Raw genomic sequence first — 17935 nt, 5'->3', positions numbered from 1 at the left:
CAGGATCCATGGGTCATACCTCTGGAAGAAAAGATGAAGGAACGCTGCACATCGGTGGATGCGCATTCCTCAGTGTCTTTCTCTTCTGGCTGATCGGCATTGAGGCCCAGCCAACCGCCGCACTCAGCCGCAGTGGCCTGGTCGTATCGGCGACGCAATGGAAGGCCCTGACAGGAACTGGGCTATAATTGGCTGTTGGAATCTGCCGCGTAGCGGCTTAGTTCAACACCCGCTTCTCCAGTTCCGGGAAACCACGCAACTCCGGGGGCCCTTGCAGGGCCTCGACGGCACGGGCGGTCTGGCGCAGCAGGGGTGGGGCCCCCGTCGCACCCAGCTCGGCCGCCAGGGTCCGGGCCCGGCCGCCATCGAGGCAGGCCGTCAGGAACAGGGCGGCGGCCGCCAGTTTCGGACTGGGATCGGCCGCCAGGCTGGCCAGGAAGCTGAGGGTTTCGTCGACGGGCATCTCCAGGGAACAGGAGGGGGCCTCACCGCCGGGGTGGGAAAGGGTGCCTGCGACGGCCGCCGGCAGGCGGCGCTCCCAGCCCTCCTGACGCAGCAACTCCGGCAGCCCCAGGGGCGCGATGGCCTGGAGGCGCTGCACCAGGCCCGGCACCGCCGGATCCTCCTGGAGGGTGGCCAGGCCGTCGAGGATCGCCCGCAGCGTCAGCTCCTTGCGCAGCTGCAGTCGGTCGTCGAGCAGGGCCAGCACGGCGGACTGGTGGCGCAGGGCGCTCTGGTGCAGGGCCCGGTAGCCGTCGGTGAGGGCCGGAAGCCGCTCCAGCAGCCGCTCCACCTTGTGGATCGCCGCCGCGGCGGGGGTGAGGTCGTCGAGCACCCGCTCCTCCTCGCGGGAGGAGATGCCGTACTCGCGCCGCAGGGCCTGCAGGGAAGCGCCATCGGGGCCGCCCGCCACCGGGCCGCTGCCGAGGCGCTGCACCAGCATCAGCCGCTCCAGCGACTTGCGGTAGCCACTGAGACGGATCTGATCCTCCAGGCTGCGGCGGCTGTCGGGATCGAGCAGGCCGGGATCCTCGACGCCGAGTTCTTCGAGCAGCGTGCGGTGCTCGCCGTCGCTGATGCCGAGGGAGAGGCGCATCTGCTTGAGCACCTCCAGGCTGCTGGCGGCATTGACGAAGCCCTCCTCCAGGGCCTCCCGCACCACACCCTTGTAGGCCTCAAGCCGCTTCTGGCCGGTGAAGCCGGGCAGCACCTTGGCCAGCACGTACACCTCCTCGGTGCCCAGGTCGGCGAGGGAGCGGCCGTCGAGGTAGCGGCCCACGTCCAGGTCCATGCGGGTGAGCTGCTTGCGGAAGCGCTCGGCCAGGTTCTCGCGGCCGTAGAGATCGGGGGAACGGTTCCAGGCCCGGTAGAGCCAGAGGGTGCTGACGGCCACCAGGGTCACATCGAACAGGTACTGGAGCCAGTAGGGAGCCAGCAGCAGCAGCGGGCGGCCGGCGAACAGGAAGAAGAAGTTGAAGACCAGGAAAGTGGCCACCACGAACACCCGATGGCGGATCCGCTCGCGGTCGGGCTCGGCGCCACCGCGCCGCACCCGGGTGCGCAGGGCCGATTCGATCGCCCGGCCGGCGAGGGTGCCGAGCCAGGTGCACAGCCCCAGGAACAGGGGGACCGCCACCAGCTTGGGCACATCGATCGACTGGCCGAACAGGAACAAGCCCGGCCGCAGCAGCTGGGCCAGCTGGTCCTCCTGGCGCAGCCAGATTCCGGAGAAGTAGTACTCCCAGTTGCCGGCGTAGACGTAGTAATAGACGAAGTAGCCGAACACCAGGCCCACGTAGCCGTAACGATCAAAAGTGAAGGCGGGGCTGGGCAACTTGGCCCAGTAGAGGCGCTCGGCATCGATGTCGATGCAGGGCTGCTGGCAGGCCACGCAGGCGCTCTGCTCACTGCCGTCGGGCTGGACGGTGCGGCACATCGACTGGGTGATCGGCGTGCTGGCCATGTGGGCCTTGCTGCCCAGCAGGCCGGTGGGGGTGGAGAAGACGCTCTGCACCGGTGCCATCGGGCAGAAGTACTGGCACCAGCTCTTGCCGCCATAGAGCCTGCCCACGGCGATGGCACAGACGATGGTGAAGCTGAGCCAGGCGAACAGCACCAGGCGGTCGGCATTGAAGAAGAGAATGCGGCCGCAAAGGCCCACGAACAGCCAGCCGAACTGCAGCCGGGAGTAGTGCTGGCCCAGCCAGGAATCGGCCGGCACCTTGGCCAGCTGCAGGCGCTTCTCGCCCGTTTTGGGATTCACCTTGGTGATCTGCCGCTGCAGACCCAGGGCGCGGGGGATCTGGGAGAGGAAGGAGAGCGGGCAGATCCGCCGCCACAGCTCATGGCCGAACACCAGCAGGATGAAGATCCCCGACGGCACCACCAGGCCCCAGAACACCGTGGTGCCCAGGGGATAGGGGGCTTCCGTCAGGCAGGCTCCCTGCACCGGCACGCAGGCTTCCGGCAGGCGCAGGGGGCTCCAGGGGTGTCCCGGCTCGGTGAACTGGGGCGTGAACGGGTCGTAAAGCAGGGAAAGGATGATCAGCAACCAGCCGGTGGTGAGCCCCCAGCGCACCAGATGCAACCGCCGTTCCGTCACTGATGGCCCTCGCCGCTGTGCCCAGGTGGCGCCGACCTTAGCGATGGCCTCCAGAAGCTGACTGGCGGGCGGTTTCGCGGGCTCGGGCTGCCATCCTCACGGTGGAGGTACACGCCCGCACACCCCCGGATGGACTTCTTCGATCGCCAGTGGTCCACCTACCGCGCCGTGGTGGACCACGACCTGATGCAGCACCGGGCCCTGACGGCGGCCCTGGGCCAGGCGGTGGGGGCCTGGCTGGCCGCCCGGCCAGCAGGATCACCGCTGGCCCGGATGGTGGATCTCGGCTGCGGCGACCTGGCCGTGATGGCGCCGCTGCTGCGAGGCCTGCCGCTGGGCTCCTACCTGGGCGTGGATCTCTCCGCCCCGGTGCTGCCCCGGGCGGCGGCCGCCCTGGGCCCGGTGCCCTATCCCTGCCAGTGGCGGCAGCAGGATCTGCTGGCCTGGGCCGAAGCCGATCCGGGGCCCGAACCGGTCGACCTGCTCCATTCCGCCTTCGCCATTCACCATCTCAGCGACGACGACAAGGCCCGCTTCCTGCGGCTCAGCCGGCGCCAGCTGGCCCCGCAGGGCCTGTTCCTCTGGGCCGACGTGTTCCGCCCACCCGGAGAAGACCGCCAGAGCTACGTGGCGCGCTACGTGGGCCGAATCCGCAGCAGCTGGGGCGTGCTGACGCCCGAGCTGCAGCAGCCAGTGATCGACGATCTCAGCCAGTTCGATTTCCCGCCGGATCGCGACGCCATCCGCCATACCGCCGAGGCCTGCGGCTGGCGGTGGCAATGGCTCTGGCAGGGCGACCACCGGGCCGAAGCCCTGGCGCTGCTCACTCCGGCTTAGCGAGCATCATTCACACCCATCAAGGTTGCGGACGAGAAGAACCAAAGCAACAAGCTGACTTGCCCATCCTGCAGCCGAACCAAAGACGAAAACCAGAAAGTCCATAGCGTCCAAAGCCGCTACCGAAAAGCAGAGATCCGTTCAGGACGACGTAGAGGCCTGCGCCAGGGAAGAGTACAGATGGCACGGCACGTCCCGGTCCAGTGCGTACGCGACCGAAGCAAGCAGGGAGAAGGTTGCGAAGCCCAGTGCCCAAAGAGCTAAAAGCGCTTAAAATAGAAGGGGCTTGTTATCCGTTCCTCTTGCAGTGACACTTCTCTGGAGTGCTTCTTGAGCGAGCGTATTGAGGCTTTCCCTGCGCCTCCGCAATCATCGCCAATTTCTCGTGCAGTTCAGGCGTAATCCGTAGATTGAATTTACCAGAAAAGTGCCTGCGGGGCTCGATTCCTTGCTCCTTGCTGACTTCAAGGAAAACGTCCAATGACTTTTTGAACTCTCGACGAAGCTCGTCCGGACTCGATCCATAGAAGTCCGCTCCCCCAGAAAGCCCAAGAGCTTCACCACGAAATTAATCCGTTTCCTCGTCGAAATCGATTTTCGCATAGTAGCCATCCACATTCATGAGATTCATGGTGTCACCCCGTGTTCTTCAAGCCATTTGCAGATTGAAGCGATCGCACCCTTGTCTGCATCGAGAGATGGGTGGGGCCTGTGGAAGACCCTGACTTCGCCGAACAGAACGACCGCGACTCGGCTGCCCCCCCTCTCACTGACATCCCCACCAAGCTCCTGAAACAGAGCTTCAATGTCTCTCCACGGCAAGCTGCCGCATACGGGACGGGAGAAGATCAGCCCAAGGGTGCGCTGGCGCCTCCGCTTCATTGCACAATGGCACGGCCTCTCCGTACCAGATGCGGCTTCCGGTCAACGGCTTGCTGGACGCGGATACCGCGTATTGGACTGCCGTGAATGACCCTGGGTCATCAGGCTGGCTTGCAGCAAAACCATTGCGGGAACGCACGTTTCCACTTCGGGGGCGCCAACGATGGCCGTGGTTGCACGCTGCAATGGGCTGCCGCTCAGCCTCCCAGCCGCGCCCGGATGTCGCGGAGCCGGGCGACGTTGTTCACCAACGCCGGAGCGCTGTCGAGGCCATCCAGATAATCGAACACATAGGCGAGCACGGCATAGATGGCGCCGGCACTGAAGGCCGGCGAACGGGTGAAGTCGAGCAGCAGGATCACGAGCGCAACGATCGTGGCGAGTTCCGTCACGGTCCAGGTCCACGATTCGCTGTCGGAGAGCTGCACATGCCAGCGCCGCACGCGGCCGAAGTGGCGGCGCAGGCGCAGCGGGCGCGCCGCCTCGATGTCCTCGATCTCGCGCTCGATCTGGTCGTTGAGGCCGCGGTGCAGGCGCAGGGCGCGCCGCCAGTACCAGGCGTTGACGAGCCCCATCGGCAGCAGCACCGCCATCGCGATGAATCCCGCCTCGAGGTCGTAGGTGAACAGCATCACCAGCGAGCCGACCACGGTCACCACCTGGGAGAACATCGCCGGCACATCGGCCTCGAAGAAGCCGACCATGTCACGCATCATCGCGACCCGCGCCGAGACAATGCTGGTGCCGTGGCCGAGGCGCTTCTGCTCGGCGACGGTGAGCACGGCGAAGCGGGCATAGAGGCCCATGAAGACGCGGGTATCGAAGCGCTGGCGCACGAAGGCCATGACCAGGTGCACGAGCCACACGGCGATCAGCGCCGAAAGGCCCCGGTAGCTGCCCTTCAGCAGCCCGTCGACCGCCCAGCCGGTGATGGCCGGATAGGCGAGCATGCACAGGTTCTCCAGCAGGGTGAGGGAGTAAGTGCCGGCGATCGACAGCCGTTCAGCGCGGGACAGGCTCGAAAGGATCGTCTGCGTCATCAGCTGGCCCTGATGGCACCAGCCTGGCTTCTTCAGAGGCTCAGAGTCGCGACCAGCGCACCAGGCTGACGGCCCCCAGGACGATCAGCAGCAGTCCCGTCACCACGACGACAGGTGCCGTCGTCTGGCGCAGCCAGCAGAGCCGCCTTGCCCTGGAGCAGCACCAGGGCGCCACCCAAAACCGCCAACAGGCCAGCCACCACGATCCAACGCTGACGTCTCTAAGGCCGGGGCCTGTTCATGAAAAGGCCTGAAGTCCCAAACCCAGTTGGAGCACGACCAACGCGTAGTGCAACACCAAAGGGCCGAAAAAGGAGCGGAAGGTCATCCTCGAATGACATAGCTGCGATGATGGGTCAGGCCATGATGTAGCGCCTTAATCGATCGCCTGTATGCCGGCTTCGAACTTGTGGGGCAGATCAGCCCAGGTGCTGTGATCCAGGTACACATCGCGGATCATCTCGCCATCCCCAGGAACGGGGGCATCGCCTCCAGCAGCGCTTCATGGGCACAGAGGAAGCCCATGCCCCTCGGGCCGCACAATTTGTGGGACGAACCCACCAGGGAATCGGCCCCCAGGGCAGCCACCGCCTCGATCGGATTGAGGCAGCCCAGGGTGTTGCTGACGCGCACCAGGCTCACCAGCTTGGTGCGCTCATTGAGATTGGCCTTCAGATCCTCCAGATCCAAGCTCGCCGCTCTCGGTAACGCCCGCATGGCGCAACACGCAGCCCGTACGGGCCACCAAGTTGATCGCCTCGGTGGCATGGCGGGTGAACACGATCTCCCGGGCGCTAGCGACACCGATGAAGGCGTCCAACTTGCCCCGGGCCGCTTCGATGACGATGAAGTGGATGGCGAATCGCCGCTATGACAGCCGCCATTTACATCGGCAAGCTGGCAACATGCAATGCCATTTCTGCAGCAGGTTGACACCAAAGCCGCGGCAGTATTTACACGGGCTCATCGATCAGAAGAGATGAATATTTGTGGCTCAGTCCGGCATCACAAAAAGACTTCATATAGGGTTCCAGCGGGACCAGGGCTAGCAGCGTTCCCTCAATTAAATCAAGCTGAATTGCATCCCATCAAAGCCCAGCCCTAGCAACCCGCCGCTTCTTCCTCTCGGAGAATTGAACATGCCTGCCGCATCCAAAGCCATGCGCTTCTGGGTCAATGTTTCACTCGAATGCAGTCGAAGAGATCACACACCCGCCTTCGGAAGCGGTGATCAAACAGGACCTTTCATGACATCAAGGGCACTGGGCATGGCCCTTGGGGCTCTATACGACGGGTATATCACTACACTCGGCGGACAATCACTTCTGCTCAAAACACCTCCACCTCTTCCTGCATTGCCTGGCTCACAATGCATGGAAAGCTGTGCGAATCTCTCTGCGGCGGCTGCCTGCCACGAAGTACTGATCCATCGCTATCCCAAACAGGCCAGTAGCCTGAATGAAGCATGGGCTTTCTGGACAAGACTTTTCATCAGTATATTGCCGCCAGACCAGGAGCCCTGGGAACTGTATGGGCGCATGGTGGGTGACGCCATTCATCATCTTGGAATCAAGGACCGCAATGCACGGGGACCAGGCAATTTCGTACCTGGCGGACCATATACACATAATGTTCCACCTGAAGAGCCTGATCAGAAGTTTGCAGGCAGCATCTGGGGAACTGCCAAGTATCTCCTCATCGATGAAATCACTGACTTTGCCGAGCCTCCCGGCAGAATCAGCGCTACTTCTGTACAACCTGATGCTCACTTCGCTGCCGATTTTAAAAAGGTTCAGGTCAAGGGAGCTCTGCAAGATCGGCAACGCACCCAGGATGAGGAGGTAATCGGAATTTACTGGGGTTACGATGGCCCACCAGAATTAGGCACGCCACCGCGGTTGTACATGCAGGTGGTCTTAGCGGTGCTTGATGAAATCCAATCACGACATCCTGACGGACTCAGCGAACAGGATGAACTGCTGATCATCGCCGCCACGGCTCTGGCCATGGCAGATGCCGCCATTGAAGCCTGGCGCTACAAATACAGCGAAGACCACATGATGTGGCGACCAGTCCTTGGGATCCGGCACGGCTTGGGAAATCTTGCACCACCTGAGCCTGGCTGGCGTCCGCTCGGTCGACCGGATACCAACCGGTCAGGCGTTGGCCTGACTCCGGATTTTCCTGCTTACCCCTCTGGCCATGCAACGTTCGGAGCTGCAGCCTTTCAGCTACTTCGAACATTCTTGGTACACAAGTTGGATCAAGCTAGTTTCACCCCCGAAGGTCTCGATAATCTGGCTTTCTGCTTCCTTTCAGATGAATACAATGGCAGGAACAGAGATCCCCGCGGTGACAAGGAGCCAAGGCCAAAGCTGCCTAGGAGTTATTCCAGCCTTTGGGATGCGATTATAGATAATTCCGTGAGTCGCGTTTACATTGGAGTGCACTGGCAGTTTGATGGGGTAACCATAAAGGGGAATGACCCCAAAGGCGATTTCGGCATCCCATCTGTCCCTATTGAGCTCGGTCGCCGCGGTGGAGTTTGGCTGGGATGCCAGGTTGCCAATCAAGTAGCCTTGAAAATCAACATCCCTCAGGCAGTAATCAACGACTCAAAGGTTGCAGATCCAGCATAATATCCGCACTGCAAGTCTTTAATCTAATCCAGAGAGGCCATTCTCCATCCATGCCGCCGCTCCCAACCGGCGGCATTTTCATGCAGACAGATCATTATCCATCAACGCAATGAGTATTCGCAAGCTCCAATAGCATAAGCCCAACATCTGGCCATGCTCCAAAACATGCCTTAAGAAAACAATCAACTGTATGGCGATTAGGCAAGCCGTCGCCACCAAAACTTCTGAACAAGACCAGCAGTCCCAGTCACTCTCAGTGCTTACTCATGCTGTTCGACGCAACCGAACAAGCCAAGGCTGATCACACACATCTCCCTGACCAACTCTTGACGGACTTGGGCAGCCACTCTGGTAGCGATGAACGCATCCACCCAACGACTTCTTCGACAGTTCAGCGAACCAGAAAAGGGGGCGATCCCCCTTCGACTCGACACCAGCTTCGCCCGCTCCGACACCAAGGCAGAGACCTACCCCCCCCCCTTAGCTGTGCTCCCTCAAAAACCCGATCGTGCCCTCCAGCTCCTCGGCGAAGCGGTCGATCTCTTCGGGCTTGGTGGTGAAGCCCAGGCTGGCGCGGGCGGAACTGGCCAGGCCATAGTGGCGGTGCAGGGGCTGGGTGCAGTGGTGGCCGCTGCGAATGCACACTCCCGCCGAATCCAGCAGGGCGGCGATGTCGTTGGCGTGCAGGCCCTCCACGCTGAACGCTGCTAACGCGGCCCGATCGGGCTGTTGCTCTGGCGTGGGGCCGAGGATGCGCACGCCGTCGATGGCCTGCAGCCGCTCGAACAGGTGCCGGGTGAGCTGCTGCTCCCAGGCGTGGATGCGCTCCATGCCCAGGTTCTGCAGGTAATCGAGGGCGGCGCCCATGCCGATCGCCTCACCGATCGCCGGGGTGCCGGCTTCGAACTTGTGGGGCAGATCGGCCCAGGTGCTGTGGTCCAGGTACACGTCGTGGATCATCTCGCCGCCCCCAAGAAACGGGGGCATCGACTCCAGCAGCGCCTCGTGGGCCCACAGGAAGCCCATGCCCGTCGGCCCGCAGAGCTTGTGGGAGGAACCCACCAGGAAATCGGCCCCCAGGGCGGCCACGTCCACCGGCTTGTGGGGCAGGCTCTGGCAGGCATCCACCAGCAGCAGGGCGCCGGCCCCGTGGGCCAGGGCGGCCACCGCCTCGATCGGGTTGAGGCAGCCCAGGGTGTTGCTCACATGCACCAGGCTCACCAGCTTGGTGCGATCGCTGATCTTGGCCTTCAGGTCCTCCAGATCCAGCTCGCCGCTCTCGGTCACGCCCGCATGGCGCAGCACGCACCCCGTCCGGGCCACCAGCAGCTGCCAGGGCACCAGGTTGCTGTGGTGTTCCATCACCGACAGCAGCACCTCATCGCCCTCACCCAGGTTGGCGTCACCCCAGGTGCGGGCCACCAGGTTGATCGCCTCGGTGGCGTTGCGGGTGAACACGATCTCCCGGGCGCTGGCGGCACCGATGAAGGCGGCCACCTTGCCCCGGGCCGCCTCGAAATGGTCGGTGGCGCGGGCGCTCAGCTGGTGGGCGCCGCGGTGCACATTGGCGTTATCAAGGCTGTAGTACTGCTGCAGCGCCTCCAGCACCTGGCGCGGCTTCTGGCTGGTGGCAGCGTAATCCAGGTAGATCAGCGGCTGCCCCAGGCAGGCCGTCTGGCTCAGCAGCGGGAAATCGGGCCGCGTCTGCACCGCCAGGTCGGCCACCAGCGGCGCACCGCCCATCGGTGGGGCCGTGATCATCGGGGAGTTGGTGGAGGTCGCCGTCATCGGCCCTGCTCCCCCAGCAGGCTGGCCAGGGGCTGCCAGGCCGCAGCGGCAGCGGGCAGCGCCTGCAGCACCTCCTCACAGAAGCCACGCAGCAGCAGCCGGGCCGCCTGGTCGGCGGCGATGCCGCGGCTCTGCAAGTAGAAGAGTTCGTCCTGCTGCAGCCGGCTCACGGTGGCTCCATGGGCGCAGCGCACGTCGTCGGCAACGATCTCCAGCTCGGGCTTGGTGTCGATGCGGGCCCGATCCGACAGCAGCAGGTTGCGGCTCAGCTGGGCCGCATTGGTGCGCTGGGCTGCACGGGGCACCTGCACCGCCCCGTTGAACACGCTGCGGCCCTGGCCGTCAGCCACCGCCTTGTGCAATTGCTCCAGCCGCCCGTCCGGACCTTCGAACACCATCTGGCTGTGGGTGTCGCTGATCTGGCGGCCATCGGCCAGCTGCAGCGCCTTGAGGGCACTGTGGGCCGCCCCCTCGCGCTGCACCAGCCGCGGCTCCAGCCGCCCCAGGGCCCAGCCACCGTGGGCGCTCACGCCGCTGTAGCGGCTGCCCGTGGCCTGCTCCACCGCCACGGTGGCCAGCAGGCAGGCCGCTTCGGCGCCGGGGGCCAGCAGACCGTGGCGCAGCTCGGCGCCCTCACCCAGGCGGGCCTCCAGCACCACGCTGGTGAGGTTGGGGCCACCGCTGCGGTGCACCTGCAGCACCTCCAAAGAAGCATCCGGCTCAAGAATCAGCAGCAGCCGCAGGGGCAGGATCCCCTCGTCGGCGCCAGCGTCACTCACCAGCTCCAGGGTGGTGGCAACTGTGCCTCGCACCCGCAGGGCCAGCACATTTTGCGCCGTGGCGCCGTTGAGCAGCACCGGCCACAGCCCAGCACTGCCGGTGGCGGCCAGCACCTGGCCCAGGCTCTCGCTGAGCCCGTCGCCGCTGATGGGCTCGAGGCCCGCCGGCAGGTTGATCCCAGCGAGGGGATCGCTGTGGCCATTAAGGGTCAGCCGCAAGCTTCCGCCCGCCGGCTCCGGTTGAGCCGTCGGGGCCGGGCTGAGCAGCGAAGGCTTCAGGCCGGTGAGCGGCGCCAGGTCAGTGAAGCGCCAGGCCTCATCACGCCGCGTTGGCAGCGGAGTCTGCGCCAGGGCCTGGGCGGCCCGCTCGCGGCTGGCCGCCAGGGCATCGGCGCCACTGGCGGCTTCCGCCAGCAGGGCGGTGACCCAGCCGCCCGGACCGGCGCCGGCGGCGGCCGTGGGGGTGGAGAGCGAAGCGGCCACCATCTCAGCCCACCTCCGCCGGTGTGCGCTCCAGGGCCGCCAGCTCAGCGTCGACCCAGTCGTAGCCGCGCTCCTCCAGCTCCAGGGCCAGCTCCTTGCCGCCGGTGCGCAGGATCCGGCCCACCGCCATCACGTGCACGTAATCAGGGGTGATCACGTCCAGCAGACGCTGATAGTGGGTGATCAGCAGGGTGGCGTTGTCGGGGCCGGCCAGGTGGTTCACGCCACCGGCCACGATGCGCAGGGCATCGATGTCGAGGCCGGAGTCGGTCTCGTCGAGCACCGCCACCAGGGGGTCGAGCAGGGCCATCTGCAGGATCTCGTTGCGCTTCTTCTCGCCGCCGGAGAAGCCCTCGTTGACGCTGCGCTCCAGGAAGGCCGGATCCATCTGCACCACCTGTAGCCGTTCGCGCACCAGATCCTCAAAAGCGAAGGTGTCGAGCTCCTCCTCCCCCTTGCCGGCGCGGCGGGCGTTGGTGGCCACCCGCAGGAACTCCAGGTTGCTCACCCCGGGAATCTCCACCGGGTACTGGAAGCCGAGGAACAGGCCGGCCCTGGCCCGCAGCTCGGGCTCCAGGCTCAGCAGGTCGTCGCCCACGTAGCGCACCGTGCCGCCGGTGACGGTGTAGGCCGGGTGGCCCGCCAGCACCTTGGAGAGGGTGCTCTTGCCGCTGCCGTTGCGGCCCATCACCGCGTGGATCTCGCCGGCGCGGATCGTCAGGGACACCCCCTTGAGGATGGGCTGGTCCTCCACGCGGGCCTGGAGATCACGGATCTCGAGGAGGACGGGAGCGTCGGGGCGGATCACGGCGGGGGGGAAAAGGGCAGGGAAGGGACGGGGAAAAAAGCGTTGGGGCGGCCGGGGTGGCCATGGGCCGGGATCAGCCGACCGAACCCTCGAGCTTGAGGGCCAGCAGCTTGTCGGCCTCGGCGGCGAACTCCATCGGCAGCTGGTTGAACACGTCGCGGCAGAAGCCGCTCACCATCATCGACACCGCCTCCTCGAAGGCGATCCCCCGGCTCTGCAGGTAGAAGAGCTGGTCGGCGGAGATGCGGCAGGTGCTGGCCTCGTGTTCGATGCTGGCGTCCGGCTGCTGGGAGCGGATGTAGGGGTAGGTGTTGGCGGCGGCCTGGTCGCCGATCAGCATCGAATCGCACTGGCTGTAGTTGCGGGCGCCCACGGCCTTGGGCCCCAGCTGCACCAGCCCCCGGTAACTGTTAGAGGAGTGGCCGGCGCTGATCCCCTTGCTCACGATCGTGGAGCGGGTGCGGGGGCCCACGTGGATCATCTTGGTGCCGGTGTCGGCCTGCTGGCGGTTGTTGGTGAGGGCCACCGAGTAGAACTCGCCCACCGAATCGGCCCCCTGCAGCACGCAGCTGGGGTACTTCCAGGTGATCGCCGAGCCCGTTTCCACCTGGGTCCAGCTGATGTGGCTGCGGTCGCCGCGGCACTGGCCCCGCTTGGTGACGAAGTTGTAGATGCCCCCCTTGCCGTTTTCATCGCCCGCATACCAGTTCTGGACCGTGGAGTACTTGATCGAGGCGTCATCGAGGGCCACCAGCTCCACCACCGCCGCATGCAGCTGGTTGGTGTCGAACATCGGCGCCGTGCAACCCTCCAGATAGCTCACCGAAGCCCCTTCCTCGGCCACGATCAAGGTGCGCTCGAACTGGCCGGTGTCGCCGGAATTGATGCGGAAATAGGTGGAAAGCTCCATCGGGCATTCCACCCGCTTCGGGATGAACACGAAGGAGCCGTCGCTGAACACCGCCGAATTCAGGGCAGCGAAGTAGTTGTCGTTGCCGGGCACCACCGTGCCGAGGTATTTCTCGATCAGGTCGGCGTGGTCCTTCACCGCCTCGCTGATCGAGCAGAAGATCACGCCGTGCTCGGCCAGCTTCTCCCGGTAGGTGGTGGCAATCGAGACGCTATCGAACACCGCATCCACCGCCACGTTGGAGAGGCGCTTCTGCTCGCTCAGAGGGATGCCGAGCTTCTCGAAGGTTTCCAGCAGCTTGGGGTCCACCTCATCGAGGCTGGCCTTCTTCTCCTGCTGCTTGGGCGCCGCGTAATAGATGATCTCCTGGTAGTCGATCGGCGGATGGCCCAGGGTGGCCCAGTCGGGCTCCTCCATCTGCAGCCACTGACGGAACGAGCGCAGACGGAAATCGAGCAGGAAGGCGGGCTCGTTCTTCTTGGCGGAGATCAGCCGCACCACGTCTTCACTGAGCCCCTTGGCGATCTTCTCGGTTTCGATGTCGGTGACGAAGCCGTACTTGTACGGCTGGCTCACCAGATCGCCGACGGTTGCGCTGCTCGCCATGGGGGAAAGGGGCCGGTTCAGCCGGCGGTGAGGGTCTGGATGTCTTCGAGGCTGATGGTCTGCTCCTCGCCGCGGAAGGGGTTGTCTTCGGTGAGGAAGAGCATGCAGTGGCATTCCTTACGCTCCCGCATCGGCACGCAGGGGCAGTTCCAGAAGGCCTGGGCCACCTCGGCCTCCTTGTCTTCGTAGTGGCGGCAGGGGCAGAGAGCACCACCCAGCTCGTCCTTGTGGCGGGCCAGACCCTCAAGCACCACGGCGGTGACCCCCGGATCGCTGCAGAAGTAGGTGCCGGTGCGCTGGGCGTAGGTTTCCGCGAAACGGCGGATCACCTCCAGGCTTTCGGCACCGGCGGCGGGGGTCGTGGTGGTGGAGGCGTCGGTCATGGGCAGAGCGTCGGTTGCGCGCACCGGTGGATCGAATAACGAAACATTTTGGTTTCGTTACTACGGGAGCCTAAGGCACAGGCGCAGTCCATTGGCGGTATGGAGGGGCCATTGTGACGCCCCGGCGGGCACCACGGCCGGGCCCCCGTTCCCCTTGAGTGCGTGGCATGGTGTTTTGGTCAGATGCCCGTCATGAGCGCCCCCGCCCAGTCACCCGCCCCCGCGGCCGGCCCTGTCGAAGGGGCCCATCCCACCCGGGAGGCAGCCCTGTCGGTGCTGCTCCGGGAAGGGGAAGCCACGGCGGCCCAGCTGGCGGGATCCCTGGGGGTGTCGGTGCAGGCGATGCGCCGTCACCTGCGCAGCCTCGAGGACGACGGCCTGGTGGAAGCCAGCCCCTCCCATGAAGGTCCCGGCCGGCCCAGCAACCGCTGGCGGCTCACCGCCCAGGGCCAGGGCCGCTTCCCCGACGGCAGCGAGAACTTCGCCCTCGGCCTGCTCCATACCCTCACCGAAAACCTGCCCGCCGACACCCTGGAGCTGGTGCTGCGCCAGCAGGCCGAACAGAAGGCCGCCGACTACCGCCGCCTGATCGGCAGCGGCCCCCTGGGCCAGCGGCTAGAGCGGCTGGTGGAACTGCGGCGCAAGGAGGGCTACGTGGCCGAATGCCGCCGCGACGACGACCCCAACTCCAGCGGCGCCACACCTGCCTGGGTCATCAGCGAGTTCCACTGCTCCGTGGTGCGCATCGCCGAAAAATACCCGGTGGTCTGCGACCAGGAACTGCGCCTGATCCGCCACACCTTCCCGGACTGCGCCGTGGATCGCGTCCACTGGCGCCTCGAGGGCGGCCACAGCTGCGGCTTCCGCATCGCCCCCTTGGCTGCCAGCCCCGCCCCGGCCACCTGAGCCGTGCTCAGCCCTGACGAGCTGCAAGAGCTGGAGGCCAGCCTGCTCCCCACCCTGGAACGCCACCACCTGCGGCTGCTGGCCCATGGCCTGCGCACCCTGCAGGCCATCGCCGGCCACCCCAGCGGCGGGCTGCCTGCGGCCGGGGCGATCGAAGCCTGGGCCCTGCAGCAGCCGGTGATCCGTGAAGACGCCCGCTTCGCCCAGGCCTTCCTGGGCCAGATGGAGCGGGTGGGGCAGCAGCTCGAGGCCATCGCCGCCGCCGCCGGGCGGGAGCCCCTGGCCCTCGACCTTCCCGACCTGATCCATTGGGCCTCCCAAGAGGCCGACCGGCGCGTCAGGCCCCCGGCAGCCCCACCAGTCCCGCCACCAGGCTGACCCCGGCCAGGGCGGCGGCTGCCGCCACCACCCCGCGCCAGCCGGGCCTGTCCCCCTCCAGGGCCGCCAGCGGCAGGGCCATCACCGGCGCCGTCGACAGCAGGGCCACGGCGAGCCCCCCCGGCAGACCCGCCAGGGCGGTCTGCTGCAGGGCGATCCCGGCGCTGGTGCCCAGCAGCGTGGCCGCCAGGGCCAGGGGCCAGCGGCGGCCGGCCGGCCGGGGGCCATGGGCGGCCCGCGGCAACCCCACCAGCAACGGCAGCATCACCAGCGCCGCCGCCCCCAGCCGCAGGGTGGCGGCCTGCAGCGGTTCCGGCCCCCCGGCCAGCAGCCCCGCCCGCGCCAGCAGCGCTCCGCCGCTGCCGCAGGCCAGGGCCCCAAGGGCCAGGGCCACCCCGGCCGCTTCGGAGCCCTCCGGTTGGTCCTGCCGGGGGGCGCGTTGATGCACCACCAGCAGCACCGCCAGGCTGATCAGCCCGATCCCCAGCCACTGGGCCGGCCGGGGCACCTCCCCCAGCAGCGCCACCCCCGCCAGGCTGGTCACCGCCGGACCGCCGGCATCGATGGTGAGGGTGCGCCGGGTGCCCAGCCGCCGCAGGGCCGCGAAGAACAGCGTGTCCCCCAGGGCGATCCCCAGCACCCCGCTGAGGGCCAGCAGCAGCAGCGAGCGCGGCGCCAGCTGCCAGGGCAGCGCCAGGGCCAGCGGCAGCAGCAGGGCCACCGCCAGCAGGTTCTTGAGCAGATTCAGCCGGGCCGCCGAGAGGGAGGTGGGCAGCCGGCGCCACAGCAGGCTGGCGAAGGCCCAGCAGAACGCGGCCGCCAGGCCGGCGGCGACGGGAGCGGCGGACAAGGGGCCGCAGGAGGGTGGGAGAGTTGCGATCATCGCCTGATCGCGCCCCTTCGCCTGAGGCCCCGTGAGCGGATCCATCGCCGACGCCATCAGTTTCTTCCGGCTCAGCTGCGGCCGCTGGCGCTCCCAGCGCAGCAGCCACCACCTGCTGCACCGGCGCGCCGAAGCGGGCGGCTCCTTCATTGAAGTGGTGGAGCTGGAGGCGGCCGATCCGCGCCTGGAGGCGATCGCCGTCCTGCACGGCCAGGATCCGGGCGGCCTGGTGGGCGGCTGCCGGGTGCGCTGGAGCGGCTCGATGGCCTGGGACAAGGCCGGCGAAGCCCACGAAGGCGAAAGCGTCTTCGGCCTGATCCCCAACGATCCACGCGGCCGCCAGGGCCTGCTGCTGCGCGACCGCGGCTACGCCGAAACGGCGCCGGTGGCCGGTCACTTCGCCATGGACGACCGGGACGGCCTGCTGCTCACCACCAGCTACGAGACGATGAACAGCCTGGAGCGGTTCAGCTTCGCCGGGCCCGATGTGCGCCTGCGCACCAGCACGGTCGAGGGGCTCTCCAACACCGCCTCCTTCTGCGTCGAGACCCGGATCCCCAGCGAGACGGCAGGCGATTCGGCGCCCCCAGCCAGCGCCACAACCAGCCCCGAAACCGCCTGCCTGTCAGCCCTGGGCTGGTGAGATCGGCGTCGCTGGGGGTGTGCCCAACGTTACGGACTGTGAGCCCTCCCCTTCCGCGCCCGGGGGCGCCGCGGCCCTACTTCTACGATCCCCATCGACGGATGCCGGACCACGCGTGGCTCTTCCACTCCTCAAGTACGCCCCCACAACCCAGAACTCGCGTGTGACGCCGTTCCGGGTGGGTTCCGACGAGGACCCCAAGGCTGCCTCCATGGACAAGGCCATGGACCGGGAAGATCAGAACTTTGTGATCGAAGCGGCTTACCGCCAGATTTTCTTCCATGCCTTCAAGGTCGACCGCGACCGCACCCTTGAGTCCCAGCTGCGGGACGGCCAGATCAACGTGCGGGAGTTCATCCGCTCGCTGTGTCTGTCGGACACCTTCAACCGCAGCTTCTACAACCTCAACAGCAACTACCGGGTGGCCCGCCACCTGGTCGAGAAGCTCCTGGGCCGCCAGGTCTACGGCAAGTCCGAGGAGATTGCCTGGTCCGCCGTGCTGATGACCCGCGGGGTCCGCGGCATGGTCGACGACATCCTCGACTCCCAGGAGTACCTCGACGCCTTCGGCTACGACACCGTGCCCTTCCACCGCAACCGGGTGGTGGGCTCCCGTCAGGTCGGTGAGACCCCCTTCAACCTCACCTCTCCCCGCTACGAGTCGTACTACCGCGGCATCCTGGGCTTCCCCCAGATCGTCTACACCGGCAAGACCCGCAGCTTCCCGGAGCGTGCCCAGCAGCGCCGCGGTGGCTTCCCGCAGGATTACCTGCCCTGGGTCCGCACCCTGCCCGCCCTGCGTGGCGTCGGCGGCGCCGCTGCCGGCAACACCGGCATGGACTACCTCGCCAAGGTTCCCTACCGCAGCATCGGTCGCTGAGCTCGGGCCGATTCCACCAGAGCTTCCACCTGGGCCCTGCAGCGTCACCGCTGCGGGGCCTTTTCAGTCGTGGACTCGTCCATGGGCAGCCAGGCACGCTTCAAGCCGTCAGTGGATCCTGACCACCGGGAACCGGTCCCGCCCAAAGAGGAGAAAGCTCCTTCAAACTGATCCCAAACGAATTCTGATGTTGTGAGCCAGAAGACGCTGACCTCCCTGGCGATGATGACGCTGCGCCAGCTGCGGCAGATTGCCAGTGACCTCGGCGTTTCTTTGTACAGCCGCAAGTCCAAGGAGGAACTGGTGGAGGCCATCAGCACCCGCCAGGTGGAGGAGGGGGAAGGGCGGAGCCTTGAGCGCATCGAGGCCGACATGGCCCCGGCCCCCCGGCCCGCCGCCGAGACCCGCGTCGTCTTCCTGCCCCGTGATCCCCAGTGGGCCTACGTCTTCTGGGACATCTCCGAGGACGACCGCACAGGCGCCCTCCA

At 66.3% G+C, this 17935-nt stretch carries 19 protein-coding genes and 1 pseudogene; 8 read left to right on the top strand and 12 right to left on the bottom strand.

The genetic code is table 11. The features are described 5' to 3' along the window. On the top strand, positions 1-188 hold a 188-nt coding region (locus KBZ33_RS18720), incomplete at its 5' end, for a hypothetical protein (protein ID WP_254954939.1). Between the two features lie 29 nt (positions 189-217). Here KBZ33_RS18720 and KBZ33_RS18715 read toward each other — a convergent pair. Beyond that, positions 218-2602: a cyclic nucleotide-binding protein gene (locus KBZ33_RS18715; RefSeq protein WP_254954940.1), complete on the bottom strand. Its 2385-nt coding sequence runs from the start codon at positions 2600-2602 to the stop codon at positions 218-220. A gap of 129 nt (positions 2603-2731) precedes the next feature. On the opposite strand from KBZ33_RS18715, the gene KBZ33_RS18710 reads away from it, so the two are divergent. Further along, positions 2732-3439, top strand: coding sequence for a trans-aconitate 2-methyltransferase (locus KBZ33_RS18710; RefSeq protein ID WP_254954941.1), 708 nt, complete (start codon positions 2732-2734; stop codon positions 3437-3439). A 289-nt stretch (positions 3440-3728) separates the two neighbouring features. Here KBZ33_RS18710 and KBZ33_RS18705 read toward each other — a convergent pair whose 3' ends face one another. The 5 genes and pseudogenes from KBZ33_RS18705 to KBZ33_RS18685 all read right to left on the bottom strand — a co-directional run. After that, a complete protein-coding gene (locus KBZ33_RS18705; RefSeq protein ID WP_254954942.1) occupies positions 3729-3920 on the bottom strand; it encodes a toxin-antitoxin system HicB family antitoxin in 192 nt (63 codons plus the stop codon). A 146-nt stretch (positions 3921-4066) separates the two neighbouring features. Next, entirely contained in the window at positions 4067-4321 is a 255-nt protein-coding gene (locus KBZ33_RS18700; RefSeq protein WP_254954943.1) for a type II toxin-antitoxin system HicA family toxin, read from the bottom strand. Positions 4322-4518: 197 nt separating this feature from the next. Next, positions 4519-5361, bottom strand: coding sequence for an ABC transporter six-transmembrane domain-containing protein (locus KBZ33_RS18695; protein WP_254954944.1), 843 nt, complete (start codon positions 5359-5361; stop codon positions 4519-4521). Positions 5362-5401: 40 nt separating this feature from the next. After that, positions 5402-5536: a hypothetical protein gene (locus KBZ33_RS18690; RefSeq protein ID WP_254954945.1), complete on the bottom strand. Its 135-nt coding sequence runs from the start codon at positions 5534-5536 to the stop codon at positions 5402-5404. A gap of 207 nt (positions 5537-5743) precedes the next feature. Beyond that, positions 5744-6255, bottom strand: a pseudogene (locus KBZ33_RS18685) (aminotransferase class V-fold PLP-dependent enzyme); the annotation flags it as partial. A 245-nt stretch (positions 6256-6500) separates the two neighbouring features. Between KBZ33_RS18685 and KBZ33_RS18680 the strand changes: the two are divergent. Beyond that, positions 6501-8000 carry a vanadium-dependent haloperoxidase gene (locus KBZ33_RS18680; protein ID WP_255011899.1) on the top strand — a complete coding sequence of 500 codons (1500 nt, stop codon included), beginning with the start codon at positions 6501-6503 and terminating at the stop codon, positions 7998-8000. A 480-nt stretch (positions 8001-8480) separates the two neighbouring features. Here the strand turns inward: KBZ33_RS18680 and KBZ33_RS18675 are convergent, their stop codons facing one another. The 5 genes from KBZ33_RS18675 to KBZ33_RS18655 all read right to left on the bottom strand — a co-directional run bounded on the left by KBZ33_RS18675 (position 8481) and on the right by KBZ33_RS18655 (position 13757). Next, a complete protein-coding gene (locus tag KBZ33_RS18675; RefSeq protein WP_254954956.1) occupies positions 8481-9761 on the bottom strand; it encodes a SufS family cysteine desulfurase in 1281 nt (426 codons plus the stop codon). 23 nt (positions 9762-9784) lie between these two features. Further along, the gene (sufD, locus tag KBZ33_RS18670) at positions 9785-11053 is read right to left on the bottom strand and encodes a Fe-S cluster assembly protein SufD (RefSeq protein WP_254954947.1); all 1269 of its coding nucleotides are present in this window, start codon (positions 11051-11053) and stop codon (positions 9785-9787) included. A gap of 1 nt (position 11054) precedes the next feature. Next, entirely contained in the window at positions 11055-11858 is an 804-nt protein-coding gene (sufC, locus tag KBZ33_RS18665; RefSeq protein WP_254954948.1) for a Fe-S cluster assembly ATPase SufC, read from the bottom strand. A 73-nt stretch (positions 11859-11931) separates the two neighbouring features. Further along, the gene (gene sufB, locus KBZ33_RS18660; RefSeq protein WP_254954949.1) at positions 11932-13374 is read right to left on the bottom strand and encodes a Fe-S cluster assembly protein SufB; all 1443 of its coding nucleotides are present in this window, start codon (positions 13372-13374) and stop codon (positions 11932-11934) included. Positions 13375-13391: 17 nt separating this feature from the next. After that, positions 13392-13757, bottom strand: a complete 366-nt coding sequence (locus tag KBZ33_RS18655) for a ferredoxin-thioredoxin reductase catalytic domain-containing protein (protein WP_254954950.1) — start codon at positions 13755-13757, stop codon at positions 13392-13394. A 192-nt stretch (positions 13758-13949) separates the two neighbouring features. Between KBZ33_RS18655 and sufR the strand changes: the two genes are divergently transcribed. Continuing rightward, entirely contained in the window at positions 13950-14663 is a 714-nt protein-coding gene (gene sufR / locus KBZ33_RS18650) for an iron-sulfur cluster biosynthesis transcriptional regulator SufR (RefSeq protein ID WP_254954951.1), read from the top strand. A 3-nt stretch (positions 14664-14666) separates the two neighbouring features. After that, positions 14667-15041 carry a hypothetical protein gene (locus tag KBZ33_RS18645; protein ID WP_254954952.1) on the top strand — a complete coding sequence of 125 codons (375 nt, stop codon included), beginning with the start codon at positions 14667-14669 and terminating at the stop codon, positions 15039-15041. Here KBZ33_RS18645 and KBZ33_RS18640 read toward each other — a convergent pair. Further along, a complete protein-coding gene (locus KBZ33_RS18640; protein ID WP_315859237.1) occupies positions 15001-15891 on the bottom strand; it encodes an EamA family transporter in 891 nt (296 codons plus the stop codon). The two genes, KBZ33_RS18645 and KBZ33_RS18640, sit on opposite strands and share 41 nt — an antisense overlap. A 64-nt stretch (positions 15892-15955) precedes the next feature. On the opposite strand from KBZ33_RS18640, the gene KBZ33_RS18635 reads away from it, so the two are divergent. The 3 genes from KBZ33_RS18635 to KBZ33_RS18625 all read left to right on the top strand — a co-directional run. Beyond that, positions 15956-16567 (top strand): phycobiliprotein lyase, encoded by a 612-nt coding sequence (locus tag KBZ33_RS18635; protein ID WP_254954954.1) that lies wholly within the window; start codon positions 15956-15958, stop codon positions 16565-16567. Between the two features lie 115 nt (positions 16568-16682). Next, positions 16683-17447 carry a phycobilisome rod-core linker polypeptide gene (locus KBZ33_RS18630; protein ID WP_254954955.1) on the top strand — a complete coding sequence of 255 codons (765 nt, stop codon included), beginning with the start codon at positions 16683-16685 and terminating at the stop codon, positions 17445-17447. 225 nt (positions 17448-17672) lie between these two features. Further along, a partial coding sequence (locus tag KBZ33_RS18625) for a Rho termination factor N-terminal domain-containing protein (RefSeq protein ID WP_254954957.1) occupies positions 17673-17935 on the top strand: 263 nt, incomplete at its 3' end.

The sequence above is a fragment of the Cyanobium sp. Cruz-8D1 genome, assembly GCF_024345975.1.
Lineage (GTDB): Bacteria > Cyanobacteriota > Cyanobacteriia > PCC-6307 > Cyanobiaceae > Cyanobium.
The sequence above is the reverse complement of the archived record's forward strand: the minus strand, read 5'-3'. Positions and strand labels throughout refer to the sequence as shown.

Coding starts and splice junctions, on each gene's coding strand:
- KBZ33_RS18700 (WP_254954943.1), bottom strand. CDS start 4,321: ATGAAGCGGAGGCGCCAGCGCACCCTTGGGCTGATCTTCTCCCGTCCC.
- KBZ33_RS18695 (WP_254954944.1), bottom strand. CDS start 5,361: ATGACGCAGACGATCCTTTCGAGCCTGTCCCGCGCTGAACGGCTGTCG.
- KBZ33_RS18655 (WP_254954950.1), bottom strand. CDS start 13,757: ATGACCGACGCCTCCACCACCACGACCCCCGCCGCCGGTGCCGAAAGC.
- sufD (WP_254954947.1), bottom strand. CDS start 11,053: ATGGTGGCCGCTTCGCTCTCCACCCCCACGGCCGCCGCCGGCGCCGGT.
- KBZ33_RS18675 (WP_254954956.1), bottom strand. CDS start 9,761: ATGATCACGGCCCCACCGATGGGCGGTGCGCCGCTGGTGGCCGACCTG.
- sufR (WP_254954951.1), top strand. CDS start 13,950: ATGAGCGCCCCCGCCCAGTCACCCGCCCCCGCGGCCGGCCCTGTCGAA.
- KBZ33_RS18680 (WP_255011899.1), top strand. CDS start 6,501: ATGCCTGCCGCATCCAAAGCCATGCGCTTCTGGGTCAATGTTTCACTC.
- sufB (WP_254954949.1), bottom strand. CDS start 13,374: ATGGCGAGCAGCGCAACCGTCGGCGATCTGGTGAGCCAGCCGTACAAG.
- KBZ33_RS18710 (WP_254954941.1), top strand. CDS start 2,732: ATGGACTTCTTCGATCGCCAGTGGTCCACCTACCGCGCCGTGGTGGAC.